The sequence below is a fragment of the Falsiroseomonas bella genome, assembly GCF_003173615.1.
In the GTDB taxonomy this organism is placed as follows: Bacteria; Pseudomonadota; Alphaproteobacteria; order Acetobacterales; family Acetobacteraceae; genus Falsiroseomonas; species Falsiroseomonas bella.
This window is the reverse complement of the sequence record NZ_QGNA01000001.1, coordinates 1,543,617-1,569,209: the sequence shown is the minus strand read 5'-3', so window position 1 is coordinate 1,569,209 and position 25,593 is coordinate 1,543,617. Positions and strand designations below refer to the sequence as shown.

The window sequence follows — 25,593 nt, the reverse complement described above, 5'->3', positions numbered from 1 at the left end:
TCAATCCTCGTCCCGCCTGTCGGGCCGGGGCGCCTCGATCTGGCGCGCGAGGCTTTCCAGCATGTCGGTGGTGCGCGCGACGGAAGCGCGCACGCTCTCCAGCATCTCCGGCATGCGGGAGAGCTCGACGCCTTCCGCGATCTCGAGCGCGGCGAGCTGCGCATTCTCCACCAGGGAGGCGAGGATCGCCTGGAACACCAGGTCGGCATGGCGATCGAGCCAGCCCGCGCGGGTGCGGTGGCTTTCGGCGATCACCTCCTGGAAGCGGCGGCGCGCGGCGTCGGCCGCCTTGCGCTCGACCAGGTCGTTCATCAGCACGACGAAGCCGAGCACCCGGTCGGGCGCGGAATGCACGGGGTCGGCGCGCACCAGGATCGGCCGGCCGGAGCCTTCGTCATCGGCGAGCCGCACCTCCCCGCTCCAGGACTGGCGGCTTTCCAGCAGGTCGTGCAGGCGGCGGCGGAACTCGCCGGGGCTGGCGAAATAGGGGGCGAGCTCCTCGATGTTGCGCGGCGGCGCGCCCTTCAGGCCGGGCAGCAGCCGCTCCATCGCCTCGTTCGCGAGCACGATCGCGCCGCGACCGTCGCAGATCGCGACCGGCTGCACCGAGGCGGCGACCTGGCGGCGCACCTGCGCCAGCTGGTCCTCCGCGATCAGCATGCGCACGGAGCGGAACTGGATGATGACGTCGCCGACCGAATCGCCGATCAGCCGCGCCGTAGCGAGTTCCTTCTGGCTCCAGGGCTCGGAGCTGCCTTCGACCAGCTGCTGCCACTTGGCGAAGGAATGGCGGGGACTGAGGCCGCGCTGGCCGTCCACCACCTCGACCGGCTTGTTCGGGTCGCCGCCCCAGACGACGGTGCGCAGCTGCTCGGGGCGGAACCACACCAGGTATTCGCCGGGCATGGCGGAGACCGGCACGGCAAGGACGCCCGCCGCGATCGGCGTGAGCGCGGCGAGCGCGGGCGCATCCGTCCGCAGCGAGCTGGTGGCGATGACGCCGCCGCGCGGGCGCGTGTCCAGCCAGGCGCCGATCTCGCGCAGCGAATCGGTCGCCGGCACGTCGCCCATGGTCTGCACGCCGCCTTCGAACAGCAGCGCCGCGCCGGTCGCGCCGAGCGGCTGCAGCAGCGTGGCGGGGTTGTCGAACAGCGCCTCCCGCCAGTCGCCCTTGCGGGAGATCGCCTCGACCAGGCGCTGCTCCAGCCGGCGGGCGGAAAGCTCGGCCTGCGCCTCCACGAAGGCTTCCAGCGCGGCCATGCGGGTGCTCAGCGCCTCCGCCAGCAGGGCGCAGGCGGAACGCACCGTCACCGGCACGCGCCGCGGCGTCTCGTGATGGCAGGCGACGAGCCCGCGCAGCCGCCCGCCGACCATGATGGAGCACACCATGGTGCCGCGCACGCCCATGTTCTTGAGGTACTGCACATGCACCGGCGAGACGCTGCGCAGCATGCAGTGCGACATGTCCAGGTGATCGCCGGTCAGCGGGTTTCGGCGAGGCTCCAGCGGCGCCGGGGTGTAATGCGCGTCCACCACGATCCGCAGCAGGTTCCGCTCATAGAGCCGGCGGGCGATCTGCGGGATGTCGGAGGCCGGGTAGTGGTTGCCGAGCAGCGGCTCCAGGTCCGGTCTGCGATCCTCGGCGAACACCTCGCCATGGCCGGCCTCGGCGAACTGGTAGACCATCACCCTGTCGTGCCCGGCGATCTCGCGGAAGACGCGCGCCGCCTGCTCGCACAGCGGGCGCAGGGCGTAGCAGGACAGGAAGGATTGCAGCGCCGCCTCGACCCGGCGGGCGATGTCGGGCTGCGGCTGGGCGGGTTCGAGCTCGATCACCAGGCCGCCGCCGGGTGCACGGTGCATCAGCACGTCGAAGTCCTGGCCCGATGCGCCCGCCGTGGCACGGAAGACGACCGGCGGGCCGTCGAGCGACTCCAGGGTGCGCGGCAGCACGGCGGCGGCGAGGTCGCCGCCCAGGTCGCGCAGCCGGCGGCCGAGCACCGCATCGAGGCCCAGCATGGTGGGCGCGTTGGCCGAGGCCTGCACGACGACGCTGTCCGGCTCCCGGACCAGCAACAGCAGGCCATGCGGCTGGATGCTCGCCGGCTGGTGGATCGGTTCCCGCTCGCAGCTCGATGTGTCGAGTTGGGGCGAGGCGGAGGAGGATGCGGCGTAGTCGGGGCCGGCTTCGTTCATCCGGCGGCGTCCATGTCGGAATCGCGCGGGTCGTGCATGCCGTAGCGCTCGAGCTTGGCGTAGAGGCTCTGGCGGCTGAGGCCGAGCGCATCGGCCGCGGCGGTGCGGTTGCCACCGGCGCGGCGCAGCGCCTGGTCGATCCGCGCGCGCTCGACCAAGGCGGCGGTGTTGCGCACCAGCACGGGCAGCGGCATGCGCCCCATGTCGCGCAGCACCTGCGAGATCGCGGCGTGCAGGTCGCCCAGGTCGTCCTGCGGCCGCCGGCCGATGTCGCGCACCAGCAGGCCGATCGCGGGCGGGCCGCCGGCGGTGCTGGCGGTGGCGGAGATCTCGACCTCCGACTCGGTGCCGAGCAGGCCGGTGACCGTGGTCTTGAACAGCCGGACCTCGCCATGCTCGTTGAGCGTGCGCATCAGCACCGCGGCGTCGCGGCCGGGCGTGGCGAGCCAACGGGCCAACGGCTCGCCCAGCACGGCGGTCTGGGTCGCGCATTGCACCAGTTCGAGGAAGGCGCGGTTGGCACGCCGCACGCGGCCCTCGGCGTCCGCGACGACGAAGCCGTCCGGCAGGCCTTCGAGCAGTTCGTCGGTGCGGGGCGGCAGGGCGCGGGGCAGGCCGCGGCCCGGCTCTGGCATCGCCGGGGCGAGCTGGATCAGCAGCACCGGCTCCGGCTCCCGCGCCATCATGGAGACACGCAGCAGCCAGGGCGTGGCGGCGGCGCCGATATGCATCAGCACGCCGGGCGTCCGGCCATGCTCGCGCGCGCGCGCCAGCAGCTCGCGGAAGGCGTTGCGGTCGCGCGGCGCGACCTCCTGCGCGAAGTCCCAGCCGGGCGCCATGCCGAGCTCCCGGATGGCGGCCGGATTCGCCTCGATCACCCGCAGGTCGCCGGCGGCGACGATCAGCACCGCCTCGGACGAGGCGTCGAACAGCAGGCGCGAGCGCATCTCGATCTCGCGCAGCTTCCAGTAGTCCTGCTCGCGCGCCTGCTGCGCCGCGACCAGGCGGGACTGCAGTTCCTGAACGGCCTGGAGGCTCTTGCCGACCGCCATCAGCCCGGCCTGGGCGCCGAGCCGCACGGTGGTGTACTCGATCGGCACCTCGATGCCGGAGGGGAAGCGCTGCGTCACCTGCAGGAAGGCGGAGACGCCGCGGGAGCGCGCATCCTCCACCATGCGGCGGACCTGGTCGCCGGCAGGCTCGCCGACCGTATCGGTCCAGTGCCGGCCGACCCAGCCGTCCAGCCCGTCCTTCGCCAGCGCCGCGGAAACCGAGGCGTCGCGGATGACCCCGTCCCAATCGAGGACCAGGGTGACGTCAGGCTGCGTGACGACGACGCGGTTCATGGCACGTCATCACTTAGGCGCGCGACCCGGCAAAGGGAAGCCGGCTGCGATCCGGCTGCGGCAGAACGGGGCATCCGAGGTCCACCTCCGCGGCAACGGCGTGTCATGGGTTCTGAGACGCCCGACGGGAAAGTCATCCGAGAACGAAACTTCGTGTCAATAACACGCCAAACGACAGCACACCATTACGGTTCTCCTTGTCAGCAAAACTTGACACTTCCTGACCGGCCCCTTTACCTGTGGTCATGCCGGCTTCCCCCCAGACCGTGGTCGTGATCGGCGCCGGGATGGGCGGCCTGGTCGCGGCGGCGCTGCTCGCCGCCCAGGGCCGTCCGGTGCTGGTGCTGGAGCGCGCGGCGGCGGCGGGCGGCAAGATCCGCGAGGTCGCGGTGGACGGCGTGCCGGTCGGTGCCGGCCCTGGCCTGCTGACGCTCCGCCCGGTGTTCGAGGAGATCTTCGCGGCGGCCGGCGACAGCCTGGAGAGCCGGCTGACCCTGCGGCCGGAACCGCTGCTCGGCCGCCACGCCTGGACGGATGGGAAGCGGCTCGACCTGCCAGTGGACGAATCGGCCGCCGCCGAGGCGATCGGCAGCTTCGCCAGCGCCGCCGCATCGCGCGGCTACCTGGCCTTCCGGGAGCGCGCGCGGCGCATCCACGATGCGCTGGAACGGCCCTTCCTGCGGGCGCAGCGGCCGGGGGCGGTCGCGCTGGCGGCGCAAGCCGGGCTGCGGGGACTGCTCGGCGCCTCGCCCTTCGCCTCGCTGTGGGATGCGCTGGGCGAGCACTTTGCCGACAAGCGGCTGCGCCAGGTCTTCGCGCGCGTCGCGACCTATGTCGGCTCCTCCCCGCTGCAGGCGCCGGCGACGCTGATGCTGGTCGCGCATGTCGAGCTTCAGGGCCTCTGGGCGGTGGAAGGCGGGATGGCGCGGCTGGCGGAGGCGCTGGAGCATGTGGCGCGGGCGCGCGGCGCCGGCTTCCGCTACGGCGCCGAGGTGCGCGAGATCCTCGTCGCCGGCGGGCGGGCATCCGGCGTGCGGCTTGCGGATGGCGAGACGATCGCGGCCGGCGCGGTGGTGCTGAACGCGGACGCGGCAGGGCTCGGCGCGGGGCTGTTCGGGCGCGGCGCGGCGGCGGCGGTGGAGCGCCTGCCGCCCGAGCGGCGATCCTTCTCGGCCGTGACCTGGGCGATGCACGCAGCGACCGAGGGCGCGGCCCCCGCGGCGCAGACCGTGGTGCATGCCGACGACCCGACGGCGGAATATGCCGAGATCGGCTACCGCGCGCGGCTGCCGACGACGCCCACGGTGACGCTCTGGGCGCATGACCGGATGGCGGGCGCCGCGCCGCCGCCGGGGCCGGAGCGGCTGCTGGCGATGGTCAACGCGCCGGCACGGGCGGATCTGCGCCCCCTGCCGGAGGAGGCGATCGCGCGCTGCGGCGAGGCGGCCTTGGAGCGCCTGCGCCGCGCCGGCTTCGTCATCCATCGCCGGCCGGAGGCGGAGCGCGTGACCACGCCGGCGGATTTCGACCGGCTGTTCCCCGGTGCGGGCGGCGCGCTGTACGGGCCGGCGGTGCATGGCTGGCAATCGGCCTTCAGCCGGCCGGGCGCGCGGACGAAGCTGCCGGGGCTCTACCTCGCGGGCGGCAGCGCGCATCCGGGCGCGGGGGTGGCGATGGCCGCCATGTCGGGCAGGCTGGCGGCGGCGCGGGTGATCGAGGATCGCGGATGAGCATGGTGCAGGAGGCGCAGGCGGCGCCAACACAGCGCAGCTGGGCCTTCGACGTGCCGGTGGCGCGGCGCGGCTATCGCTGGTGGTACCTGGACGCGATCTCGGATGACGGGAAGCACGGCATCACCATCATCGCCTTCATCGGCACCGTGTTCTCGCCCTGGTATGCGCTGGCGCACCGCGCCGGTGGCGGCACCGGCGGCGATCCGCACGACCATTGCTGCATGAATGTCGTGCTCTACGGCACGCCCTCGCGATGGGCCATGACCGACCGGCGCCGCCACGCGCTGCGGCGGGATGCGAATTCGCTGACGATCGGGCCGAGCGCGATGGAATGGGACGGCACGACGCTGACCGTGCGCATCGAGGAGGTGACGGCGCCCTTCCCCTCGCGCCTGCGCGGCGTACTGCGGCTGCATCCGCGCGCCCTCTCGACGCGCGCGCTCACGCTGGATTCGCAGGGGCGGCATCTGTGGCAGCCGATCGCGCCGCGATCCCGCGTGGAGGTCGCGCTCGAAAGCCCGGCGCTGCGTTGGTCCGGCGCGGCGTATTTCGACACCAATGCCGGCGCCGCGCCGCTCGAGGAGGATTTCCGGGAGTGGGACTGGTGCCGCGCGATGCTGCCCGATGCGACGGCTATCCTCTACAACACGCATCGCCGCGACGGCACTTCGCAGTCGCTGGCGCTGCGCGCGACGGATGACGGCGCGCTGACCGATTTCGCGCCGCCGCCGGAGGCGGAGCTGCCGCGCACGCTGTGGCGCCTGCGCCGACCGACGCGGGCGGAAGGCCCGGTGCGCGTGACCCGCACGCTGACCGATGCGCCCTTCTACTCGCGTTCGGAAATCCACACGACGCTGCTCGGCCAGGCGGCGCCCGGCGTGCATGAAAGCCTGTCGCTGGATCGCTTCAGGTCGCCGCTGATGTACGCGATGCTGCCCTTCCGGGTGCCGCGGCCGCTGCGGTAGTCGGCGCGCGCACCTCGCCCTCGAACCAGCCGACATCGAGGGTCGCCACCTCCCCGAAGGGCACGCGCGCGCGCGCCGCGTCGCGCATGATCGGCCAGGCGGTCCAGGGCATGGTCAGCAACGGCGCCATGTCGCGCGCCGCCCAGGTCACGTCGCGCGTGGTGAACAGGTTGCGCAGGTGGCGGCGGAAATCGGGATCGCGGCGGAACAGCGCCAGCTGCGTCTCGGTCAGGCAGGACCAGAATTGCTGCAGGCGCGTCGCCTTGCGGTGGCGCAGCGTGTCGCGCGCGCCGAGGATGGCGGCGGCGATGTCCTCGGTCTCGAAGAAATGCAGGCCGCTCGTGGTGCGCGGGTTGCATTCGATGCCGTGGATGCGCCCCTCCGCGTCCTCGCGCATGTCGAAGGAGATGAAGCCGGTCCATCCGAGTTTTTCGACCAGTCGGGCGATCCATGCTTCGGCCGCCGCGTGCTCCACACGCTCGAAGGCGCAGGCGACGGAGCCGGCGAACTGCACGCCACGATAGATCACGGTGCCGAGGACGCGGCCCTGCCGCGCCAGCGTGCAGGAGCTGAACTCCGCGCCGGGCAGGAAGCGCTGCACCACGGCGGGCGCGCTGGGCTCGGGCGCGGGCAGTGCCTCGCCTTCGGCCAGCACGCGCACGCCACGGCCGGCGGCGGAATGGACGGGCTTCACCACGACGCGGCCGGCGCGCGCGAGCGCCGCGGCGCCCTCGCTGCCGAGGGGATGCGTCTCCGGCACCGCGACGCCGGCCTCCCGCGCAACCTCGGTGAAGCGGCCCTTGTGGTGCAGCGCGAGCATCGTGCCGGGCGGCATGGCGAGCACCGGCACGTCCGGCAGCAATCGCGGCAGGAAGGAGACATGCAGCGCCTCCTCCGAGACCGGCACGACGAGGTTCGCGCCGTGGGCACGTGTGATCTCCGCCAGCCGCTGGAGATAGGCGCGCTTGCCCTCGGCGGGCGCGGGCAGGCGGACCCTGCGGGTGACGCTGTTGGAAGCGCCGCAGAGATGACGCGCGTGCGGCTCCGCCACCACCACGCGCCAGCCGGCCAGCGCGAAGCTGCGACAGATGTCGAGGCCTTTCGGCAGACGTCCGAGGGTGACGACGACGGTGCCGGTCATGCCGGCCTGACGCGGCACATGACCTGCTCCACGGGGCGCGTCGTCAGGCGAGCAGCGGGGCGGATGCGCTCCGGCGCGTCCAGCGTCCAGTCGAAGCGGCGGAACAGGCGCGCGATCAGCAGCGTCGCTTCGATGGTGGCGAAGGCGGCGCCGGCGCAGATGCGGGGCCCTATGCCGAAGGGAATGTAGGCGCCGGAGGTGATTTCCTGCTCCCGCTCCGGCAGGAAGCGGTCGGGGTCGAAGCGGTTCGGGTCCTTCCAGTAGAGGCGGTGTCGGTGCAGCACCCAGGGCGCGACCATCACCAGCGCGCCCTTCTTGAGCCGGTAGCCGTTCAGGGCCGTCGCCTCGTTCGCCACGCGCGGCAGGAAGGTGATGGGCGGGTAGAGGCGCAGCGTCTCGCGGAAGATGTTGCGCGTCAGCGTCAGGCGCTTGATGTGGTGGAACTCGATCGGGCCGCCGCCGGTCACCTCCTCCACCTCGGCACGCAGCCGCGCCACCAGCGCGGGCTGCGTCGCGAGGATGGCGAAAACCCAGGTGAGCGCGCTGGCCGAGGTCTCGTGCCCGGCCAGGAACAGCACACCGAGCTGGTCGATCAGCTCCTCCCTCGTGAAGGCCTTGGCGCCGACGTCGTCGCGCGCCTCGATCACCTGCTGCGCGATGTCGTCGAAGCTGGCGCCGGCATCCAGATGCGTGTCCAGCAATTCGCCGATGCGCGCGCGGATGGTGGCGCAGGCTTCCAGAACCGGCGCCTTCTGCGGCGCCCTGGTCCAGGCCTTGTCCCAGATCAGCCGGCGGATCTCCACCTGCGCCACGCGGCGCTCGAACTCCGTGAAGGCGTCGAAGACGTCATGCGCGGTCTTGCTGTGCAGCGTGGTGGTGAAGACGGTGCGGCAAATGATGTCGGCCGTCAGGTGGCTCATCGCGAGGTCGAGGCTGAAGGGCGTGCCGTGTTCCGCGTGGCGGTCGTATTCCGATTCCGCATCCGCACAGCCCGCCTCCATCGCGGGGAAGGCGCGGTTCACCCGCATCATCGAAAGCGCCGGATCGATCACCTTGCGCTGCCTGCGCCAAGTGGCACCCGACGAAACAAAAATACTGTCGCCGATCAGAGGCTCCAGCGCGTGCACCATCAGGTCGGATTTCGGGAAGATCCCCTCCGGGTCGGCCAACACATGGCGCACCATGGAAGGCTCGTTCACCACCACGATCGAGCGCCGCGAATAGCCGAGCGGGCCGATCTTCATGTGATAGGCCTCGCGCGGCAGCAGCGAGAGCAGGTCGCCATCGCCGCGCAGCATCGCGCGCACCAGCGAGGGCAGCGCCGGCCAGGGCGGCGTGTAGGGCGGGATGAAAGGCGCCCAGCCCGCCGCGTCGGCCCGGCGCGCGGGTGCGTCCTCGATCGTCGGCGCGTCGGTCATGCCGTCCTCATGGCGCCGCTGTCGCGCGCGCCGTATACCTCGTTCGATTCCGCGACTTTACACCGCGATGTGTCAAGTGGCATTGTCACCTGCGACCGCAGAGGCGCCGCGATGGAGCTGCTCGTCTTCCACACGCTGGTCATCGCCCACATCATCACGGGCGCGACCGGCGCGATCGCCTTCTGGGTTCCGGTGATCGGACGGAAAGGCGGCGTGAACCACCGCCGCTGGGGCAAGGTGTTCAGCATCGCCCTGCTCTGCACCGGCAGCTTCGCGCTGGCGATGAGCCTGCTGTCGCTCTACGACCCGATGGGCACGCATCCGCAACTCGTCGGGCGCTTCGACGAGGTCTTCATCCGCGGCTTCTTCGGCCATTTGATGGTGTGCGCGGCGACGCTGACCATCAACCTGACCTGGTATGGCTGGATGCTGGTGCGGAATCGGAGCCAGCAGGCGCTGAACCGCACGCGGGCGATGTATGCCTGGCAGTGGATCGTCATCGCGACCTCGCTCAACTGCGCCTTCCAGGGTTGGATGATGGGCGAGAAGCTGCTGATCGGGCTGGCCGTCGTGGGCCTAGCAACCGGGGCGACGAACCTCTGGTTCCTTGCCAAGGACCGTCCGACGCGGGAGGACTGGCTGAAGGAGCATGTGAAGGCGCTCGTCGGTGCCGGCATCAGCGTCTACACGGCCTTCATGGCCTTCGGCTCCGTGCGGATCTTCCCGGAGCTCGCGCTGCATCCGGTGATGTGGGCGATCCCGCTGACGGTCGGTCTCACGATCATCATCTGGCACCGCCTGGCGATCGAGCGCGCGGCGCGGCAGCGCCGCCGCGGCGAAGTGGCGCAGGCTGCCTGACCGTGGATGGCGGCATGGGGCGCCGCCGCGACCGCGTGGTGGTGATCGGCGCCGGCATGGGCGGCCTTTCCGCCGCGGTGGATCTTGCCCGGCGCGGCGCCGAGGTGACCGTGCTGGAGCGCGCCGCCACACCCGGCGGCAAGATGCGACAGCTGCAGGGCGTGGATGCCGGCCCGACGGTCTTCACGATGCGCTGGATCTTCGAGGGGCTCTTCGCCGAAGCGGGCGAGCGGCTGGAGGATTCGCTTGCGCTGGTGCCGGCCGAGACACTGGCGCGGCATGCCTGGCGGCAGGGCGGGCGGCTTGATCTCTTTGCGGATGTGGACCGCTCGGCGGAGGCGATCGGCGACTTCGCCGGGGCGGAGGATGCGCGCGGCTATCGCGACTTCGTCGCGCGCAGCGCCGAAATCCACCGCACCCTGGTCGGCAGCTTCATCGCGGCGGAGCGCCCATCCCCGCTGGCGCTGGTGCAGCGCGTCGGCTGGGGGCGGCTGGACGCGCTGTGGCGCACTGCGCCCTGGCGGAGCATGTGGTCGGCGCTCGGCGACCATTTCCGGGACGCGCGGCTGCGACAGTTGTTCGGGCGCTATGCCACCTATACCGGCTGCTCGCCCTTCCTGGCGCCAGCGACGCTGATGCTCATCGCGCATGTCGAGCAGGACGGCGTGTGGCTGGTGCGCGGCGGCATGGTGCGGGTGGCGCAGGCGCTGCAGGCGCTGGCCGAGCGACAGGGTGCGCGCTTCCGCTTCGGCGCGCATGTGGACGAGATCCTGGTTCGTGATGGCCGCGCCTGCGGCGTGCGGCTCGCCGGTGGCGAGGAGATCGCCGCCGATGCCGTGCTGTTCAACGGCGACGTCGCGGCGCTGGCGCGCGGGATGCTGGGCGGAGGCGCCCGCGGCGCCGCGCCGGATACGCCGGATGCCGCGCGCTCGCTTTCCGCCGTGACCTGGTGCGTGAGCACGCCGACGCGCGGCTTCTCGCTGCTGCACCACAACGTCTTCTTCGCGGAGGACTACGCCGAGGAGTTTCGCGCGATCTTCCGCCGGCGCGACATCTGCGCGGCGCCCACGGTCTATGTCTGCGCGCAGGATCGCGGCGTGGGCGAGGTGCAGCCCGGCATGGCCGAGCGGCTGCTGCTGCTGATCAATGCGCCGCCGGATGGCGACACCCGCGACTTCGTGCCGGAGCTTCCGGCACTTGCGCGGCGCACGCTGGACCTGCTGCGCGCCTGCGGGCTGGAGGTGGCGCTGGACAACGCGACGGCGAGCACGCCGACCGGCTTCGATGCGCTGTTCCCCGCTTCAGGGGGCGCGCTGTATGGCCGCGCCGGCCATGGCGCGACGGGCACCTTCGCGCGGCCTGGCGGCGTCACGCGGCTGCCCGGCCTCTACTGCGCCGGCGGGTCGGTGCATCCTGGCGCGGGCATCCCGATGGCGGCGATGTCGGGCCGGCTGGCCGCTGCACGGGTGCTGGAGGATCTCGGCGGCGGCGCGCGCCGCGCGGTGCGCTTGCCGGCGCCGGCCTGAGGCTCAGCGCCGGAAGGCGACGGCTTCCGGCACCAGCTGGTCGAGAATGCGGGCGGAGCTGATCACGCCGGGCACGCCCGCGCCGGGATGCGTGCCGGCGCCGACCAGGTAGAGACCCTCCAGCTCCTCGCTGCGGTTGTGCGGGCGGAACCAGGCGCTCTGGAAGAGCTGCGGCTCCAGCGAGAAGGCGGCGCCGTTCACCGACAGCAGGCGATCCCGAAAATCCTGCGGCGTCAGCATGCGGGAAGTGACGATGGACTCGCCCAGGCCGGGCATGACCGTGTCCTCCAACCGCTTCTGGATCGCGGCGCGATAGGGTTCGGCGCGCGTGCCCCAATCCACGCCGCTGCCGAGATGCGGCACCGGGGACAGCACGTAGAAGGCGTCGCAACCGGGTGGCGCCAAGGAAGGATCCGTCATGGTCGGCCGGTGCAGATACAGCGAGAAGTCGTCGGCCAAGTGCTTGCGGGCAAAGATGTCCTGCAGCAGGCCTTCATAGCGTGGGCCGAGCACCATGGTGTGGTGGTAGACGTCGTCGAATTTGCGGTTGGTGCCGAAGTACCAGACAAAGAGGCTCATGGAGTAGCGCGCGCGCGCCACCTTTCGGTCGGTCCAGCGGCGGCGCGGGTGTTTGGCCAGCAGCTTCGAATAGGTCCAGCCCGCATCAGCGTTGGAGACGACGATGTCGGCAGCGATGCGCTCGCCATCGGCAAGACGCACGCCGGTGGCACGGCCGTTCTCGGCCAGGATCTCCGCCACCTCCGCGTTGCAGCGGATGCGGCCGCCGAGGCCGTCGATCAGCCCGGCAATGCCGTTCACCAGCGCGCCCATGCCGCCCATCGCGTAGTGCACGCCGTGCATCCGCTCCAGATGCGCGATCAGGCAGTAATAGGCGGTGGTGGTCATCGGGTTCCCGCCGATCAGCAGCGGGTGGAAGCTGAAGGCGATGCGAAGTTTAGGATTGCGGAAATAGTCCCCGACCTTGCCGAAGACGGTGCGGTAGCCCTGCAGCCGGATCATGTCCGGGGCCGCGCGCAGCAGCGCGCCGAAGCTGTGGAACGGCTTGTCCGCAAGCTGGCCGAAGGCGACGCGGTAGATCGCCTCCGAGTCGCGCATGAAGCGTTCGAAGCCGGCGAGGTCCTCGGGTGCGATGCGCGCGACCTCGGCCCGTGTCGCCTCGGGATCGGCGGAGCAGGACATGACCGTGCCGTCGTCGAAGCGGATGCGGTAGAACGGGTCCATCGCACGCAGCGTGACGTCGTCGCTCATCCTCCGGCCGCAGAGCTCCCAGAGCTCCTCAAGCAGGTACGGCGCCGTGATGATGGTCGGGCCGGCGTCGAAGCTGAAGCCGTCCTGGCGGAACACATAGGCGCGGCCGCCCGGCGCATCGAGCTTCTCGAGCACCGTCACGCGCCAGCCGCGCGCGCCGAGCCGCACGGCCGCGGCCAGGCCGCCGAAGCCGGAGCCGATGACCACCGCATGCGGCCGTGGATCGGTCATCGCGTCGAGCATGGCGGGCCTCCGTTCAGGTGAAGCCGAGGGTGATCAGCGCAAGCGTCACGTAGCGGCCGGTCTTGGCGATCGCGACAAGCACCAGAAAGCTCCAGAAGGGCTCGCGCAGCACGCCGGCGATCACCGTCAGCGGATCGCCGATGATCGGCGCCCAGCTCATGAGCAGCGACCAGCGCCCCCAGCGATGGTACCAGCCTTCCGCCCGTGCCAGCTTGTCGCGCGGCACCGGGAACCAGCGCCGGTCGCGGTAATGCTCCACCCAGCGGCCGAGCAGCCAGTTCAGGCAGGAGCCGAGCGTGTTGCCGAGGCTCGCCACCGCCACCAGCGCCCAGGGCGACTGGTCGCCCAGGATCAGCAGCGCCACCAGCAGCGGCTCCGACTGCATCGGCAGGATGGAGGCGGCGCCAAAGGCGGCGGCGAAGAGGCCGAGATAGGTCGCGAGCGTCGTCATGGGCGGCGCCCGGATGTGCCGCGGCCGGCGAGCCCCTGCAAGGGCGCGCCGGCCGGCAGCGTTTCATGCGCGCGGCGTCCCTAGTTGCGGGAGGCCTGCGCGGCGGGCTCCGCCGCGGCGGTGCGGGGCGGCGCCCGGTTCACCATGCCGAGCTCCGGGTAGTCCCGCAGCATCGGCTGGCCAAGCAGCGGCTTGTTCACGCCCTGGTGGCAGGTGGCGCAGTTCACCTTCAGGGCGTCTGCGTGAAGTTCGCCGACCCGGCGCGGCCCGTTCATGTACTGCTCGGGACCCCAGGGATGCGCCGCGAAGGTCTGCGACAGCGGCTGCATGTAGGTGTTGTTCACCGCCCGCGCCATGCGGATGCCGTGCCACGCGGTGAGGCGTTGTGGCGGGCTCTGCTCCCAGCTGCCGAACGCGCGGCTGTTGTGGCAGAAGGTGCAGTTCACCCCGAGCCCCTGCGACATATGCACCATGAGGGAGTAGGTCCACTCGCTGATGCGGATGTTGTCGGGGTTGCTGCCGGGATGCCAGGTGGTGCTCAGGTTGCGAATGTCCTGGTCGTTGAGCAGGAAGGGCGTGAACGGGTCGTAGGGCAGCGAGGAGAGGTTCGCCGCCGGTGCCACGCGGTTCTGGCCCGTCGGGCCGACGAGGCCCGAGCGGTTGTCGGTGAAGGTCGTCCAGACATTCGCCGGCACCGCATTCCCGCGATGGCAGGTGTAGCAGGTGACGCCGGTCTGCGCGACGTGCGTGGTCCAGTCCTCGTTGATCGTGCGCGTCATCTGCAGCATGCGGCGCGCGACCACCTTCGTGTAGATCTCGTCAGAGGCGAGGTTCTCGGGGTTATGGCAGTAGTTGCAGCCATTCCCTTCCTCGCGGATCGCCGCAGGCACCACCCACTCGGTCATCGCCTGCATCAGGCGCAGGAACTGGGCGTTGCTGAGCTCGCCCAGCACCTGGACGTTCTGGTAGACGGCCGAGGCCTTGTCCGCGTCGTCCGTCGGCGGGTCCGCCGGCGGCTGCGCCTCCGGCAGGACGTTCCGCGCCGCCACCTGGCGGACGGTGCGCGGGTTCTGCAGCTGCTGCATGGCGGTGCCACGGTAGCCGATCTGCGCCGTGCTCACGGGCGGGCGCTCGAAGCTGGTCACCAGCACGTAGCCGACCAGCAGCGCCGCGATGGCGATCAGCGCCTGCCAGGTCCAGCTTAGCTTGAGCGGCCTCATCGCGGTGCTCCTTGCACCAGGGCCGGGTCAAGGACCGGCGCCCAGAGTTGCGGGTATTCGGGCGCGAAGCCACGCTCGACGGCCCAGAGGTACCAGTTGTCCACGACGGTGCCGGTGAGCAGGATGCCGATGCCGCCGGTCAGCGGGCACAGCACCGCGAACCACCAGGCCCAGCGATGGATGCTCTCGAAGCTGGCGTTGAAGCCCATGCACCAGCGCCAGAAGAGGGCGCCGCGCTCGGCCGCCGTGCCGCGATCCACGATCAGCTCGATCTCGCGCTCGCCGCCGTAGCGGCCCAGCGCCAGGATCGTGGCGCCATGCATCGCGAAGAGCAGCGTGGAGCCGTAGAGGAAGACGATCGAGAGCGCGTGGAACGGGTTGTAGAAGAGATTGCCGTAGCGGATCGAGAAGGCCGCGGTCCAGTCGAGATGCGGGAAGATGCCGAAGGGCACCGCCTCGCTCCAGCTGCCCATGGCGATCGGGCGGATGAAGCCGAGCACCAGGTAGAGCCAGATCGCCGCCGCGAAGGCCCAGGCGACATGCGTGCCCAGGCCAAGCTGGATCGCCCGGCGATAGGTGCGTGCCCACCAGAGCAGGATGGAGATCGTCAGGAAGAAGCCCGTGACCAACCACCAGCCGCCTTCGCGCATCGGCGGGAAGCGCAGCCCGTGCTGGGCCAGCGGTGGCTCGAGCGCCAGCCAGAAGAGCTGGCGGACGAACTGGATGATGTCCCACTGCACGGAGGCCAGCATGTTCAGGCCGATGATCACGAAGGCCAGCGTGCCGAAGAAGATCGACACGACGCCGAGCAGGCCGAGATAGATGGGCCCGACCTGCGCATCGCCGAGCCGGCCGAACAGGTGGACGAAGCCTCCACCGCCTTCCCGCGCGGCATCGCCGCGCGGCAGGGGCACGCCGGGATAGGGCTCGGGCGGGCGGACCTGGATGCGGGTGAAGATGTTCTGGTAGACGACGACGGCACTCATTGTGTCTCGCCCCCCCTAGTGGATGTTGCGCCAGATCGGCAGGTTGAGCCACCAGCCCCACCATTCGGGCCAGCCGCGGGTCCAGAAGGGTCCGCTGATCACGATGCACACCGCGCTCCAGAACCCGGCGGAAAGCGCCAGGAACAGGCCGAGGCGGTGGATGCCGAGCGTGCCGATCGAGTAGCCGATCAGGTCGCGGAAGTATGCGTTCTCGTGTTCGGCCGCCTTCACCACGTCACCCTTCGGCGGGTTGACGGCGGACAGCACCAGGCCGCCATGCATCGCCAGCGCAAGCACCGTGGTGAAGAAGAACGTCACCGCGATCATGTGCGCCGGGTTGTAGTGGAAGTGCAGGTGCTGGTAGCCGACGTTCGACACCCAATCGAGGTGGCTCCAGATGCCGTAGGGGAAGCCGTGCCCCCAGGCGCCCATCAGCACCGGCCGGATCACCACCAGCGTGACATAGGCGAAGACCGCGACGCTGTAGGCGACCGGGATGTGGTAGCCCATGCCGAGCTTGCGGCTGATCTCCACCTGGCGCAGCGCCCAGGAGACGAACGCACCGATGGCGCAGATCGTGATCCACTGCCACAGCCCGCCTTCGTACATCGGCGCCAGCCGCAGGCCGTAGGCGAGGTCGGGCGGCGGGATGTTGATGAGCCAGGGGTTGAACGTGCCCTGCTTGGCCGCGCCCATGAAAATGAGCGCCGTGCCAACTGCGGTGAAGAACGCCGTCGTGACCCCGAAGAAGCCGATCCAGAAGGGACCGATCCAGAAATCGAAGAGGTCCCCGCCAACCAGCGTCCCTCCGCGGACGCGGTATTTGCGTTCGAAGGTCAGCATTGCCATGGAATGTGGCTCCCATCCTGGCCAGGCATCACGCTGCCCAACCCTTGCGTCGTCCCCGGCAGCGGGCGAGGCCCGCCGCACCGCAGCGGGCGCATATTGCTATGCATGCCTGCTGCGGGATCGGTTGGTCTCCACCCGCTACCGCGGATCGACATCGGCGACCGCCTACCTGATGACCGGCTGACCGGGCACGAAGGTCGGCGACGTCGCGCACCACCCCCAGTGGTCGCAGTAACGGGGGGAGCTCATGACGACGAAGTGCAGGATCGTCGCCACGGCGATCACCGCGATCATCGCCAGGAACAGCGAGCGTCGCGGATCAACTACCATCCAGATCTTGTGCATGGGCTGTCTCTCCTTCCCGTCCGATCAGAAGAAGCGCCAGTCCGGCGGGACGATCTGGTTTCCGTAGACGAGCGGACGCCACAGCCACACCAGGATGTGGGCGCCCATGGAAGCGAAGACCGAGAATGCCCACCCCTGGATCAACAGGCGGTGGATCTCGCGCGCTTCGCCCTCAGTCAGGCCGGTTCGCGAACCGTCGGCCATACCTTGAGCCTCCTATTGGCCTCTCGGCCGTTACCGCGCAGACCCCGCGCGGCCGGGTTGCCAGGCGGCGAACCGCCATGGCGTACCCGCGCCAGGAGCCGGGAGGCGCCAGGCGCCGTCCGGTTCGAGGTGCGGGATCTGGGGAGCGGATCAGTCATGCGACGCTCTCCGAAAGCGTGCTTGCGACACGGTCCGCTGTGACGCGCTGCTCCCCAGCAGTGCGTGCTGCCTTCTCCACCTGCTCGCGCAGGCGCTTCGCGGCGGAAATGCGGAGCAGGAAAGGCTCCGCTTCCACGCGGCGGTCGAGGAGGGAAACCGCCTCCTCGTCCCATACCTCGGCCGGGCGCACCGGCGTGGGCTCGACGCGGTCGAGATCGGTGCCGAGCGGCAGGATGTGGAACAGCGCGTCGAAGAGCGCGTTGCAGTATTCCTGCACGATGTAGGTGGCGCCGGCGTAGCCCATGAAGGGCGTGCCCGTGCTGCGCCGGATGATCGCGCCCGGGAAGCTGGCCGGGATGTACATCGTCCGGCTGCGCAGCTCCGCTGCGTACATCCGCTCGTTGTAGCTGCCGAACAGGACCAGCGGCGGGGACTTCTTCATCGCGTCCCGCACCGCGGCGTTGTCTGGCTTCTCGCCGGCCTTGCGCGCGAAGGCGAAGGCGCAGGGCACGCCCATCTCCTCGCCCAGGAAGCGCTGCAGGCCGCGCGCGTAGGTCTCGGTCGCGACCACCGCGAAGGAGGCGCTGGCGAAGAAGTCCTGGGTGACGGAGCGCCAGAGATCCCACAGCGGCTTGATGGTGGTGTGCTTCTCACGCTCGATGAAAGGCTCCGGGTCGAGGCCCGTCAGTTCGCCGAGCTTGCTCAGGAAGTTCGTGGTCGCGAACAGCCCCATCGGCGCGCGCAGCCAGGGGCGGTCGAGCTCCTCGCACAGCTTGCGACCGAATTCGCGGTACATGCAGATGTTGACGTCCGCATCCGGAAGCTTCGCGATGTCCTCGACATGGCTGCCGAGCGGGAAGACCAGGTTCACCTCGCACCCGATGCCCTCGACCAGGCGTCGGATCTCCGCGAGGTCGGAGGGCATGTTGAAGGTGCCGTAGATCGGCCCGATGATGTTGACGCGCGGCTTCTCGCCGAGCTTCGGATTGCGCGCGCGCACCTTGCGGCCCTTGGCGCCGAACTCGGTCCAGAGCCACATGATGGCGCGGTCCGCGGCCTGCCACTGGTCCTCGTCGATGGTGCGGCAGATGAAGCGTTGCAGGTTGCTGCCCTGCGGCGTCACGCCGCCGCCGATCATCTCCGCGATCGAGCCGGTGACGACCACGGCCGGCAGATCCGGGTCCTGGCTTGCCGCGGCGCGCTTCAGGTTGGGCTCGGTGCCGTTCTGCGACAGCGAATCCTCGTCGAGGCCAGTCACCACGATCGGCAACTCGTGCGGCGGCAGCGCATCCGTGTAGTGCAGCACCGCCGTGACGGGCAGGTTCTCGCAGCCCACCGGCCCGTCGATCACCACGCGCAGCCCGCGGATCGCCGAGAAGGCGTAGATCGCCCCCCAGTAGCCGCCTGCCCGGTCATGGTCGAGGACGAGCATGGCGCTAGCTCCCCACCGCCTCTTCGGCCTTGGCCTTCGCCGCGCGCAGCTTGCGCTGCCGCTCGCGGAAGCCGGGCGGATCCTCGGGCTTGGTCTTGAAGCCGTAGCCGGCGCGGTCGGGCGTGCCGACGCCCTCGAAGAAGGAGACCATGCGCGCGAAGCGCTCGCGCCCGCCGGTCTGCGCGGCGACGATGCCGGCCATGGAGCCTGCGCCCGCGGGGCCGAAGAGCGGCCGCGCGCTGACCATATTCGTGAAGTAGAGCGCGGGGATGCCGAGCTCCTTCGCCTTCTGCACCAGCGGCGTGGTGCCGAGCGCGAGATCGGGCTTCGCGTCCAGCATCGCGTGGACGTCCTGCTCAAGGCTCGCGCGGTACTGCACATGCGTGCCGCGGGCCTCGAGCCATTCGCGGTCGGGATCGGACCATTCGGTGCGCGGGCAGGCCGTGCCGACATAGGGCACCTCGGCGCCAGCCTCGCTCAGCAGGCGGGCGACGAGCAGTTCGCTGCCCTCGTAGCCGGAGACGGTGATGCGCGCCTTGATCGGCGCGGCCGCCATCGCGCCCTTGATCGCGGGCAGCATGCGCGCCTTGGCGGCGTCCAGCATCGCGGCCGGCACGTCGGCGGCCTTGGCGATCGCGTCCATCCAGGCCGCTGTGCCTTCGACGCCGACGGGGCCGGAGCCGACCACCGGGCGTCCGGCGGCGCGGAACTCCCGGATACTCGCGGTGTAGAAGGGATGCACGGCGGCGACCGCGACCGCGTCCAGCGCGGCATAGAGATCGCGCCACTCGCGCGCCGGCGTTTGCGGCGCCAGGCCAAGGCCCATCGGGGAGAGCAGCGCGCCGATGCCCATGGGATCCGCGGGAAAGAGCTCGCCGATCAGCGCGATGGTGCGCTCGCCCTCCACCAGGTTGCGCGGACGCGCGACGGGGCCGGCCTCGGCCTCGGTGCGCGCATAGCGCAGCATCGCGCCGGAGAGCACGTCCTTCGCCTCGGCATGGGTCGGCACGCCGAAGCCCGGCACGTCGATGCCGATGATGCGCACGCCGTTGATCTGCTTCGGCAGTAGCTCGAGCGGCACGCCGGAGGCGGTCGGGACGCAGAGATTCGTCACGATGACTGCGTCGTAGTCCTCCGGCTTCGCCGTCTCGTGGACCGCGTCGCGGATGTCCTCGAACAGCTTGCCGGTCACCAGCGTCTCGGAATTGAACGGCACGTAGCCCACCGTGCGCCGCGCGCCGTAGAAATGGCTGGTGAAGGTCAGGCCGTAGACGCAGCAGGCGCTGCCCGAGAGGATCGTCGCCACGCGCCGCATGCGCAGGCCGACGCGGAGCGACCCGAAGGCCGGGCACATGCTCTGCGGCTGGTCATGCGGGCCGCGCGGATAGTCCTTCGCAAGGCGATCCATCGTCTCGCTCTTGCCGGCGGCGCGCGCGGCCGCCTCCATCGTGTCCCGGCCGCCGTGGCAGCCGGAGCCCTCGACGGGCGGCGGTGCGCTGGTGGGAGGGAGCGTGTCCATCAGGCGCCCTCGTAGACCACTTCGAGGGAGGGCTTCGCGACGACACCCGCCGCGCGCATGTCTTCCTGGCTCGCGGGCTGCAGCACCACGTCGCGGCCCACCACATCGCCCTTGAACAGGCCGAGCAGCCCTTCCTGCGTCAGCGGCGTAGGCCGAAGCGGCGGCGCCTCCGCCACCTGCACGCCGAGCGCCTGGAACAGCGGACCCCATTCGCCATCGGGCCGGCCGACGATCTCGTAGTTCGCGCTCTTGCGCCGGATGTCCTCGTTCGCCGGGATCGCAGCGAGCACCGGAATGCCGGCGGCATCCGCGAAGGCCTGCGCCTCACCGGTGCCGTCGTCCTTGTTGATCACTAGGCCCGCGACGCCGACATTGCCGCCGAGCTTGCGGAAGTATTCCACCGCGGAGCAGACGTTGTTCGCGACATAGAGGCTCTGCAGATCGTTCGAGCCGACGATGATGACCTTCTGGCACATGTCGCGCGCGATCGGCAGGCCGAAGCCGCCGCAGACGACGTCGCCCAGGAAGTCGAGCAGGACGAAGTCGAAGTCCCATTCGTGGAAGCCGAGCTTCTCGAGCAGTTCGAAGCCGTGGATGATGCCGCGGCCACCGCAGCCGCGGCCGACCTCGGGCCCGCCGAGCTCCATGGCGAAGACGCCGTCGCGCTTGAAGCAGACATCGCCGATCACGACCGGCTCGCCCGCCGCCTTCTTCTTCGAGCTGGTCTCGATGATGGTCGGGCATGCCTTGCCGCCGAAAAGCAGCGATGTCGTGTCGCTCTTCGGGTCGCAGCCGATGAGCAGGACACGTTTTCCCTGCTGCGCCATCATGTAGCTGAGGTTGGCCAGCGTGAAGGACTTGCCGATGCCACCCTTGCCGTAGATGGCGATCACCTGCGTCTGCTTCTTCGCAGGCTCGGTGTGCACGGGGTCGGGGCCCTGCGCGGCTTCCTCGCGCAGCTTCTCGGTCATGCTGGCCTGGGTGTCGCGGTTCGGCTGGAAGCCGGCAGGGGCGTTCATTGGCAGTCCCTCCAGTCGAGAACCATCTTGAGGCAGCCCGGATCTTCGAAGGCGGTCCGGTAGGCGTCCGGCGCGGACGCGAAGTCACGCCGATGCGTGACGAGACCATCGAGTGGCAGGCGGCCATCGGCGATCAGCGCCTGCACCGTGATGAGGTCGGGCTCGCGCCATTCGGCGGCGATGCGGATCCGCGCCTCCCGCATGAAGGCAGGCGGGAAGGAGAAGCTGAGCGGCGCGCTGTAGAAGCCCGCCAGCACGATCTCGCCGCCGGGCGCGAGGCGCTGCACCAGCGTGTCGAGGATGCCGGAGTCGCCGCTGACGTCGCAGATGCAGCGATAGTCCCGCCGCGGATCGTCGTCGGGCGACACCACCTGGTAGCCGCGCGCGCCGTCGCTGCGCGCCGGGTTCAGTTCCCACACGGTCGGTGCGGGCGCGCCCATCGCGACGACGATGCGCGCGATCAGGCGCCCCAGCACGCCATGGCCGATGACGAGATCGGGCGGCACGGCGCCCGGCGCGATCGCATGCTGCGCGGTGGCGGCGAGGGCCAGCAGGACGGCATCGGCCCCGAGCGACTCCGCGACCGGAACCGTCTTCGCGGATGGCACCACCAGGCGCCGCGCCGCGCCACCGAAAAGGCCGCGCACCGGCTGCCCGTCCCGCGGTGCGAAGCAGCGCGCACCGGGCACGAAGACATGCTCTCCGACGCGACGTGACGCCGCGGCGCCGGCGCCGACCACGCGGCCGACGGATTCGTATCCGGGCACCAGCGGATAGCCCATCCCGGGGAAGGGCGGCATGCGGCCGGTGAAGAGCAGGCGCTCCGTGCCGGTGCTGATGCCGCTGAACTCGACATCCACCACCACGTCCTCATCGCCCGGGGCGACGAGATCCAGCCTGCTGAGTGCAAGCGTTTCGGGTGCTTCGAGGACGACAGCGAGCGTGTCCACCGTGGGTTCCGGGCTTCTGCGGATCGTCAGGGTAGCCTGACAGAATTTACTGTCAAGCATAATTGACACCGATCGTTCACGGCGCGCCGGCTTCCGCGATCATCACGCGCGTCAACAGCGGCGTATGGGTCGGAAGCAGGCGGGATGAGGCGAAGCCGGCGGAGGCGAGCAACGCCTGCAGCTCGTCCGGCCGGCGCGGACGTCCGCGGCCCATGGCAAGCAGGTAGAAGCCGAAGTAGGCGTCGCCGGCGGGCTCGGCGCCCGGCGTGCCGGACATCGGCTCCGCGATCAGCAGCCGGCCGCCCTTCGGCAGCACAGCGCGCACCCGGCGCAGCAGCGACAGCACCACCGCATCGTCATGGTCGTGCAGCACGCGCACCAGGCTCACGAGGTCGGCGCCTTCGGGCAGCGGATCCGTGGTGAAGTCGCCGCCATGCACGCTGGCGCGCGACGCGAGACCGAGGCGCGCGAAGCGCTCCCGCCCCTGCTCGGCAACCGCGGGCAGGTCGAACAGCATCAGGCGAAGATCGGGCGCCGCGGCCGCAACGGCGGCCAGGAAGGCGCCGCTGCCGCCGCCGACATCCAGCAGGCAGCGGTGACGCCGGAAGTCGTAGGCGGCCAGCACCTCCTCCGCGACCATCGGCTGGGAGGCCGCCATGAGCGCGGTGTAGTCCTGCGTCCGCTCGCGCCCGAGCGCCTGCGGCGCTTCCGCGCCGGAATAGGCCCAATACCCGGAAAGCGCGTTGCCCCCGCGCGGCCGGCGCAGCAGCGCGACCGGATCGGCAAGATCGCCGTAGAGCAGCGCATGGTGCTCGACCATCGCGGCGATGCCCGGATTGCCGATCATCGCCGCGCCGAGTGGACCCAGCGCCCAGTTGCCATCCTCGCGCCGGGCGACCAGATCCAGCGCCGCGGCGGCACGCAGCAGGCGTTCCAGCGCCTCCGGCGGCAGCTGCGTGCGGCTTGCGAGCGCGGCCTCCGTGATCGGCCCCTGCTCGAGAAGGTCGAACAGCCGAAGCCGCACGCAGGCCAGCAGCACCTGCGAATAGACGAAGCCGGCGCAGAGATCGAACAGCGCACGCGCGCGGCGGCGCGCGAAGGGGCGCGTCAGCGGGAAGCGCGCGGCCCAGCGCCGGAAGCCCGGCGAGGCGGTCAGGCCCTCGCGCCAGGCGCGGAAGCGGTCACGCCAGCCGGGTGGCATCGCCGCGTTCAGGCCGGCCGTGGCGCTCATGCGGCGGTGGCAAGCTTTCGGGGCACCAGGCGCTGCGCTTCCTGCAGCATCAGCGCGCGCAGCATCGCCTGGCCCGGGCAGCAGGGGATCGCGGCGACGGCGGCCTCGCTGAGGTGGCGCAGGCGCGCGACCGCGCCGTCGAGCCCGAATTCGGCGACGGCGCTCGGCCGGCCGAGCACGGCGTCGCGGCCGACCGGCTTGCCGAGGCTTTCCTCCGTCTCCACCGCATCGCGCAGGTCGTCGGCGACCTGGTAGGCCTCGCCCAGCCGGTCGCCGAGCAGGCGCCAGGCTTCCGCCTCCGCATGGCCGGCGGCCGCGGCGCCGGCGACGGTGGCGGCGGCGAAGAGAGCGCCGGTCTTCTGCCGCTGGTATTCGGAGAGATCGACCTTCGGCTCGCACTCCCAGGCCTGCCCGGCGACGATGCCGAAGGGCACGCCGACACCGTCGCCCACGGCGGCGATGACGGGTCCAAGGCGTTCCGGCGCGACAGTGGCGACGCGCGCCAGCGTCTGAAAGGCCAGGATGATCAGCGCATCGCCGGCGAGCACGGCCAGCGGCACGCCGAAGGCGCGATGCACGCTCGGCTTGCCGCGCCGCGTCTCGGCATCGTCGAAGCAGGGCATGTCGTCATGGACGAGGCTTGCGCAGTGCAGCAGTTCGATCGCGGCGGCGGCGGCCGAGGCGAGGGCCGGGCGGTCGTCGCCGCAGGCGCCTGCCACGGCCAGCGTCAGGCGCGGGCGGATGCGGGCGCCCTTGGGGAAGACGGCATGGCGCATCGCCGCGGCCAGGCGCGGCGGCGCGCCGCTCGCCTCGGCGAGCAGGACGGCATCGGCGAGGCTGGACTCGATGCGCGCGGCGACATCCATGCGATGGCTCCCTTGGCGGCGCCCTGCGCGCGCGGACGAACCGGCACGAGGGCAGCCGACCGTCAATCGGTCCTGTCAGCACTAACTGTCAGTCTTTCTTGACACTGAAGTCAATGGCTTTCGGCTGGCCGCTATCTCGCAGCCTTGTGAGCCCACGATCTCGGGCGGCGCGCCATGTCGTGGCGCAGCGGGCGCCAGGCGCCTTGGACGCGCGGCACCCGCCCGTGAAGGGAAGGAGGCGTGCATGGATGAGGTGCTGAGGACGGCCGCCCACGCGAAGACGGCCAGTCCCGAGTTGCGACGCATCGGGACGGCGGCACTCTGGACCGCGCTGCGGCGCGGATGGAGCGACTTCCTGCAGGCGCCGACGCAGCTGTTCTTCCTCTGCGTGCTGTATCCGGCGATCGGGCTCGTCGCCGCGACGCTCGCGGCGGGCGGTGACGCGATGCACCTGTTCTATCCGATGGCGGCGGGATTCGCCCTTGTCGGGCCGGTGGCGGCGCTCGGCCTCTACGAGATCAGCCGCCGGCGGGAGCGCGGGCAGGAAGCGAGCTGGCGGAATGTGTTCGACGTGCTGCGCTCACCGGCGATCGGGTCCATCCTTGCGCTCGGCCTGCTGCTGGTGGGCGTGTTCCTGCTGTGGCTCTGGGCGGCGGATGCGATCTTTGCGGCGACGCTCGGCCATCTGCCGCCGGGCATGCCGGTGCAGGAGGCGCTGTTCGGCACGCCGGAGGGCTGGCGGATGATCTGGCTCGGCAACCTGGTCGGCTTCTGCTTCGCCGCGGCGGTGCTCGTGCTGACTGCGATCTCTTTCCCCATGCTGCTCGACCGCGATGGCGGCGTGGCGGAGGCGGTGGCGACCTCAGCACGCGCCTTCGCGATGAACCCGCTGCCCATGGCGGGCTGGGGGCTGATCGTCGCGGTGCTGCTGCTGCTGGGATCGCTGCCGCTCTTCATCGGGCTGGCGGTGGTGCTGCCGGTGCTGGGGCACGCGACCTGGCACCTGTACCGCGCCGTGGTTGTCTAGCCTTTACCAGCGCAGCTCGAACACGCAGGCGGGGGCGCCCATGGCTTCGCAGGCGACCTCCGCCACCTGCGTTCGCGGGCTGACCAGGGCGCGGAACAGCGTCTCGAAGGTGGCGGCGTAGTAGCCGCAGACCGGGTGGTCGGCCTCGCCCGCGCGCGGGATGGGGCCGCCCGCGACCTCGAGGCGCATGGGCCGGCCGGGCAGCACGCGGAAGCGGCCGCTGCCGGCGAAGGTCCAGGCGTGGCGGCCGATGGCGCCGGTGAGGATGCGCGCCGCGAGCCCCGCCGGCAGGCGCTTCAGCACGGCCTGCAGCGGGCGCGGGATGCGGTTGGCGAGCAGGTACAGCGCGGTGAGACGGCCGGCCTCCCGCGCAGCGCGCTCGGCTTCGGCCTCACCAAGAAGACGGCGCGCGGCGCGATGCAGCGCGGTGACCTCCGCTTCTGGCACCATGCGGCCGGGCGGGTCGACGAGGCGATGGGACAGCCCCGCCGCCGCGAAGATTCCCGGCGCCTCCGCGGGACCGAGCGCCTCGGCAAGGCGAGTCACGGCGTTGGGGCCGATGCGGCCCGCTTCGGTCAGGCTTGCCTGCATTCGTGTAGTCGGCGCAGCCCCCACCCCGACCAGCCTTCGGCCTCCGACG

At 71.0% G+C, this 25,593-nt stretch carries 23 protein-coding genes; 5 read left to right on the top strand and 18 right to left on the bottom strand.

Going from position 1 to position 25,593, the window contains the following annotated elements; genetic code table 11:
* Together DFH01_RS07365 and ppsR are read right to left on the bottom strand one after the other, a co-directional pair.
* Window positions 1-2,196 (bottom strand): PAS domain-containing sensor histidine kinase, encoded by a 2,196-nt coding sequence (locus DFH01_RS07365; protein WP_109869673.1) that lies wholly within the window; start codon window positions 2,194-2,196, stop codon window positions 1-3.
* The gene (gene ppsR, locus DFH01_RS07360; protein ID WP_109869672.1) at window positions 2,193-3,542 is read right to left on the bottom strand and encodes a transcriptional regulator PpsR; all 1,350 of its coding nucleotides are present in this window, start codon (window positions 3,540-3,542) and stop codon (window positions 2,193-2,195) included. Before ppsR ends, DFH01_RS07365 begins: the two co-directional genes overlap by 4 nt.
* A 245-nt stretch (window positions 3,543-3,787) precedes the next feature.
* Between ppsR and crtD (DFH01_RS07355) the strand changes: the two genes are divergently transcribed.
* Both crtD (DFH01_RS07355) and DFH01_RS07350 read left to right on the top strand, forming a co-directional pair.
* Window positions 3,788-5,272, top strand: coding sequence for a 1-hydroxycarotenoid 3,4-desaturase CrtD (crtD, locus tag DFH01_RS07355; protein ID WP_109869980.1), 1,485 nt, complete (start codon window positions 3,788-3,790; stop codon window positions 5,270-5,272).
* A complete protein-coding gene (locus tag DFH01_RS07350) occupies window positions 5,269-6,240 on the top strand; it encodes a carotenoid 1,2-hydratase family protein (protein WP_233255996.1) in 972 nt (323 codons plus the stop codon). Before crtD (DFH01_RS07355) ends, DFH01_RS07350 begins: the two co-directional genes overlap by 4 nt.
* On the opposite strand, the gene DFH01_RS07345 is transcribed toward DFH01_RS07350, so the two are convergent.
* Window positions 6,182-7,381: an ATP-grasp domain-containing protein gene (locus DFH01_RS07345; protein ID WP_146217006.1), complete on the bottom strand. Its 1,200-nt coding sequence runs from the start codon at window positions 7,379-7,381 to the stop codon at window positions 6,182-6,184. The two genes, DFH01_RS07350 and DFH01_RS07345, sit on opposite strands and share 59 nt — an antisense overlap.
* On the bottom strand, window positions 7,378-8,799 hold the full coding sequence (locus tag DFH01_RS07340) for a cytochrome P450 (protein WP_109869670.1): 1,422 nt from the start codon (window positions 8,797-8,799) through the stop codon (window positions 7,378-7,380). The genes DFH01_RS07345 and DFH01_RS07340 overlap by 4 nt, the downstream gene beginning before the upstream one ends.
* Before the next feature lie 111 nt (window positions 8,800-8,910).
* Between DFH01_RS07340 and DFH01_RS07335 the strand changes: the two genes are divergently transcribed.
* Window positions 8,911-9,657, top strand: a complete 747-nt coding sequence (locus DFH01_RS07335; protein WP_109869669.1) for a hypothetical protein — start codon at window positions 8,911-8,913, stop codon at window positions 9,655-9,657.
* 14 nt (window positions 9,658-9,671) lie between these two features.
* Window positions 9,672-11,183 carry a 1-hydroxycarotenoid 3,4-desaturase CrtD gene (gene crtD, locus DFH01_RS07330; protein WP_109869978.1) on the top strand — a complete coding sequence of 504 codons (1,512 nt, stop codon included), beginning with the start codon at window positions 9,672-9,674 and terminating at the stop codon, window positions 11,181-11,183.
* Window positions 11,184-11,186: 3 nt separating this feature from the next.
* Here the strand turns inward: crtD (DFH01_RS07330) and DFH01_RS07325 are convergent, their stop codons facing one another.
* The 13 genes from DFH01_RS07325 to DFH01_RS07265 all read right to left on the bottom strand — a co-directional run bounded on the left by DFH01_RS07325 (window position 11,187) and on the right by DFH01_RS07265 (window position 23,926).
* Complete coding sequence (locus DFH01_RS07325; protein WP_109869668.1) at window positions 11,187-12,695, bottom strand: phytoene desaturase; 1,509 nt, start codon at window positions 12,693-12,695, stop codon at window positions 11,187-11,189.
* Between the two features lie 13 nt (window positions 12,696-12,708).
* Window positions 12,709-13,146 carry a YqaA family protein gene (locus DFH01_RS07320; RefSeq protein WP_109869667.1) on the bottom strand — a complete coding sequence of 146 codons (438 nt, stop codon included), beginning with the start codon at window positions 13,144-13,146 and terminating at the stop codon, window positions 12,709-12,711.
* An 80-nt stretch (window positions 13,147-13,226) separates the two neighbouring features.
* The gene (gene pufC, locus DFH01_RS07315; RefSeq protein ID WP_109869666.1) at window positions 13,227-14,366 is read right to left on the bottom strand and encodes a photosynthetic reaction center cytochrome PufC; all 1,140 of its coding nucleotides are present in this window, start codon (window positions 14,364-14,366) and stop codon (window positions 13,227-13,229) included.
* Window positions 14,363-15,352: a photosynthetic reaction center subunit M gene (pufM, locus tag DFH01_RS07310; protein ID WP_109869665.1), complete on the bottom strand. Its 990-nt coding sequence runs from the start codon at window positions 15,350-15,352 to the stop codon at window positions 14,363-14,365. The genes pufC and pufM overlap by 4 nt, the downstream gene beginning before the upstream one ends.
* 15 nt (window positions 15,353-15,367) lie before the next feature.
* On the bottom strand, window positions 15,368-16,201 hold the full coding sequence (pufL, locus tag DFH01_RS07305; protein ID WP_109869664.1) for a photosynthetic reaction center subunit L: 834 nt from the start codon (window positions 16,199-16,201) through the stop codon (window positions 15,368-15,370).
* A 165-nt stretch (window positions 16,202-16,366) separates the two neighbouring features.
* Complete coding sequence (pufA, locus tag DFH01_RS07300; protein ID WP_109869663.1) at window positions 16,367-16,546, bottom strand: light-harvesting antenna LH1, alpha subunit; 180 nt, start codon at window positions 16,544-16,546, stop codon at window positions 16,367-16,369.
* A 24-nt stretch (window positions 16,547-16,570) separates the two neighbouring features.
* A complete protein-coding gene (locus DFH01_RS07295; RefSeq protein ID WP_109869662.1) occupies window positions 16,571-16,750 on the bottom strand; it encodes a hypothetical protein in 180 nt (59 codons plus the stop codon).
* A gap of 154 nt (window positions 16,751-16,904) precedes the next feature.
* On the bottom strand, window positions 16,905-18,341 hold the full coding sequence (gene bchZ, locus DFH01_RS07290) for a chlorophyllide a reductase subunit Z (RefSeq protein WP_109869661.1): 1,437 nt from the start codon (window positions 18,339-18,341) through the stop codon (window positions 16,905-16,907).
* 4 nt (window positions 18,342-18,345) lie between these two features.
* The gene (bchY, locus tag DFH01_RS07285; RefSeq protein WP_109869660.1) at window positions 18,346-19,860 is read right to left on the bottom strand and encodes a chlorophyllide a reductase subunit Y; all 1,515 of its coding nucleotides are present in this window, start codon (window positions 19,858-19,860) and stop codon (window positions 18,346-18,348) included.
* A complete protein-coding gene (locus DFH01_RS07280) occupies window positions 19,860-20,879 on the bottom strand; it encodes a chlorophyllide a reductase iron protein subunit X (RefSeq protein WP_442899690.1) in 1,020 nt (339 codons plus the stop codon). The genes bchY and DFH01_RS07280 overlap by 1 nt, the downstream gene beginning before the upstream one ends.
* The gene (bchC, locus tag DFH01_RS07275) at window positions 20,876-21,829 is read right to left on the bottom strand and encodes a chlorophyll synthesis pathway protein BchC (protein ID WP_109869659.1); all 954 of its coding nucleotides are present in this window, start codon (window positions 21,827-21,829) and stop codon (window positions 20,876-20,878) included. The genes DFH01_RS07280 and bchC overlap by 4 nt, the downstream gene beginning before the upstream one ends.
* Window positions 21,830-21,905: 76 nt before the next feature.
* Entirely contained in the window at window positions 21,906-23,060 is a 1,155-nt protein-coding gene (locus tag DFH01_RS07270; protein WP_109869658.1) for a methyltransferase, read from the bottom strand.
* On the bottom strand, window positions 23,057-23,926 hold the full coding sequence (locus DFH01_RS07265) for a polyprenyl synthetase family protein (protein WP_109869657.1): 870 nt from the start codon (window positions 23,924-23,926) through the stop codon (window positions 23,057-23,059). The genes DFH01_RS07270 and DFH01_RS07265 overlap by 4 nt, the downstream gene beginning before the upstream one ends.
* 244 nt (window positions 23,927-24,170) lie before the next feature.
* Between DFH01_RS07265 and DFH01_RS07260 the strand changes: the two genes are divergently transcribed.
* Window positions 24,171-24,953 (top strand): DUF2189 domain-containing protein, encoded by a 783-nt coding sequence (locus DFH01_RS07260; RefSeq protein WP_109869656.1) that lies wholly within the window; start codon window positions 24,171-24,173, stop codon window positions 24,951-24,953.
* A 3-nt stretch (window positions 24,954-24,956) separates the two neighbouring features.
* On the opposite strand, the gene bchJ is transcribed toward DFH01_RS07260, so the two are convergent.
* A complete protein-coding gene (gene bchJ, locus DFH01_RS07255; protein ID WP_109869655.1) occupies window positions 24,957-25,544 on the bottom strand; it encodes a bacteriochlorophyll 4-vinyl reductase in 588 nt (195 codons plus the stop codon).
* Between the last annotated feature and the right edge of the window lie 49 nt (window positions 25,545-25,593).

What these genes read in the sequence shown, in the direction of transcription:
- DFH01_RS07260 (WP_109869656.1), top strand. Translation starts at nt 24,171, where the DNA reads ATGGATGAGGTGCTGAGGACGGCCGCCCACGCGAAGACGGCCAGTCCC.
- DFH01_RS07295 (WP_109869662.1), bottom strand. Translation starts at nt 16,750, where the DNA reads ATGGCCGACGGTTCGCGAACCGGCCTGACTGAGGGCGAAGCGCGCGAG.
- DFH01_RS07345 (WP_146217006.1), bottom strand. Translation starts at nt 7,381, where the DNA reads ATGACCGGCACCGTCGTCGTCACCCTCGGACGTCTGCCGAAAGGCCTC.
- DFH01_RS07270 (WP_109869658.1), bottom strand. Translation starts at nt 23,060, where the DNA reads ATGAGCGCCACGGCCGGCCTGAACGCGGCGATGCCACCCGGCTGGCGT.
- bchY (WP_109869660.1), bottom strand. Translation starts at nt 19,860, where the DNA reads ATGGACACGCTCCCTCCCACCAGCGCACCGCCGCCCGTCGAGGGCTCC.
- DFH01_RS07320 (WP_109869667.1), bottom strand. Translation starts at nt 13,146, where the DNA reads ATGACGACGCTCGCGACCTATCTCGGCCTCTTCGCCGCCGCCTTTGGC.
- crtD (WP_109869980.1), top strand. Translation starts at nt 3,788, where the DNA reads ATGCCGGCTTCCCCCCAGACCGTGGTCGTGATCGGCGCCGGGATGGGC.
- ppsR (WP_109869672.1), bottom strand. Translation starts at nt 3,542, where the DNA reads ATGAACCGCGTCGTCGTCACGCAGCCTGACGTCACCCTGGTCCTCGAT.
- DFH01_RS07365 (WP_109869673.1), bottom strand. Translation starts at nt 2,196, where the DNA reads ATGAACGAAGCCGGCCCCGACTACGCCGCATCCTCCTCCGCCTCGCCC.
- pufC (WP_109869666.1), bottom strand. Translation starts at nt 14,366, where the DNA reads ATGAGGCCGCTCAAGCTAAGCTGGACCTGGCAGGCGCTGATCGCCATC.
- bchZ (WP_109869661.1), bottom strand. Translation starts at nt 18,341, where the DNA reads ATGCTCGTCCTCGACCATGACCGGGCAGGCGGCTACTGGGGGGCGATC.
- DFH01_RS07325 (WP_109869668.1), bottom strand. Translation starts at nt 12,695, where the DNA reads ATGCTCGACGCGATGACCGATCCACGGCCGCATGCGGTGGTCATCGGC.
- pufA (WP_109869663.1), bottom strand. Translation starts at nt 16,546, where the DNA reads ATGCACAAGATCTGGATGGTAGTTGATCCGCGACGCTCGCTGTTCCTG.
- DFH01_RS07335 (WP_109869669.1), top strand. Translation starts at nt 8,911, where the DNA reads ATGGAGCTGCTCGTCTTCCACACGCTGGTCATCGCCCACATCATCACG.
- DFH01_RS07340 (WP_109869670.1), bottom strand. Translation starts at nt 8,799, where the DNA reads ATGACCGACGCGCCGACGATCGAGGACGCACCCGCGCGCCGGGCCGAC.
- crtD (WP_109869978.1), top strand. Translation starts at nt 9,672, where the DNA reads ATGGGGCGCCGCCGCGACCGCGTGGTGGTGATCGGCGCCGGCATGGGC.
- DFH01_RS07265 (WP_109869657.1), bottom strand. Translation starts at nt 23,926, where the DNA reads ATGGATGTCGCCGCGCGCATCGAGTCCAGCCTCGCCGATGCCGTCCTG.
- DFH01_RS07280 (WP_442899690.1), bottom strand. Translation starts at nt 20,879, where the DNA reads ATGAACGCCCCTGCCGGCTTCCAGCCGAACCGCGACACCCAGGCCAGC.
- pufM (WP_109869665.1), bottom strand. Translation starts at nt 15,352, where the DNA reads ATGAGTGCCGTCGTCGTCTACCAGAACATCTTCACCCGCATCCAGGTC.
- DFH01_RS07350 (WP_233255996.1), top strand. Translation starts at nt 5,269, where the DNA reads ATGAGCATGGTGCAGGAGGCGCAGGCGGCGCCAACACAGCGCAGCTGG.
- bchJ (WP_109869655.1), bottom strand. Translation starts at nt 25,544, where the DNA reads ATGCAGGCAAGCCTGACCGAAGCGGGCCGCATCGGCCCCAACGCCGTG.
- pufL (WP_109869664.1), bottom strand. Translation starts at nt 16,201, where the DNA reads ATGGCAATGCTGACCTTCGAACGCAAATACCGCGTCCGCGGAGGGACG.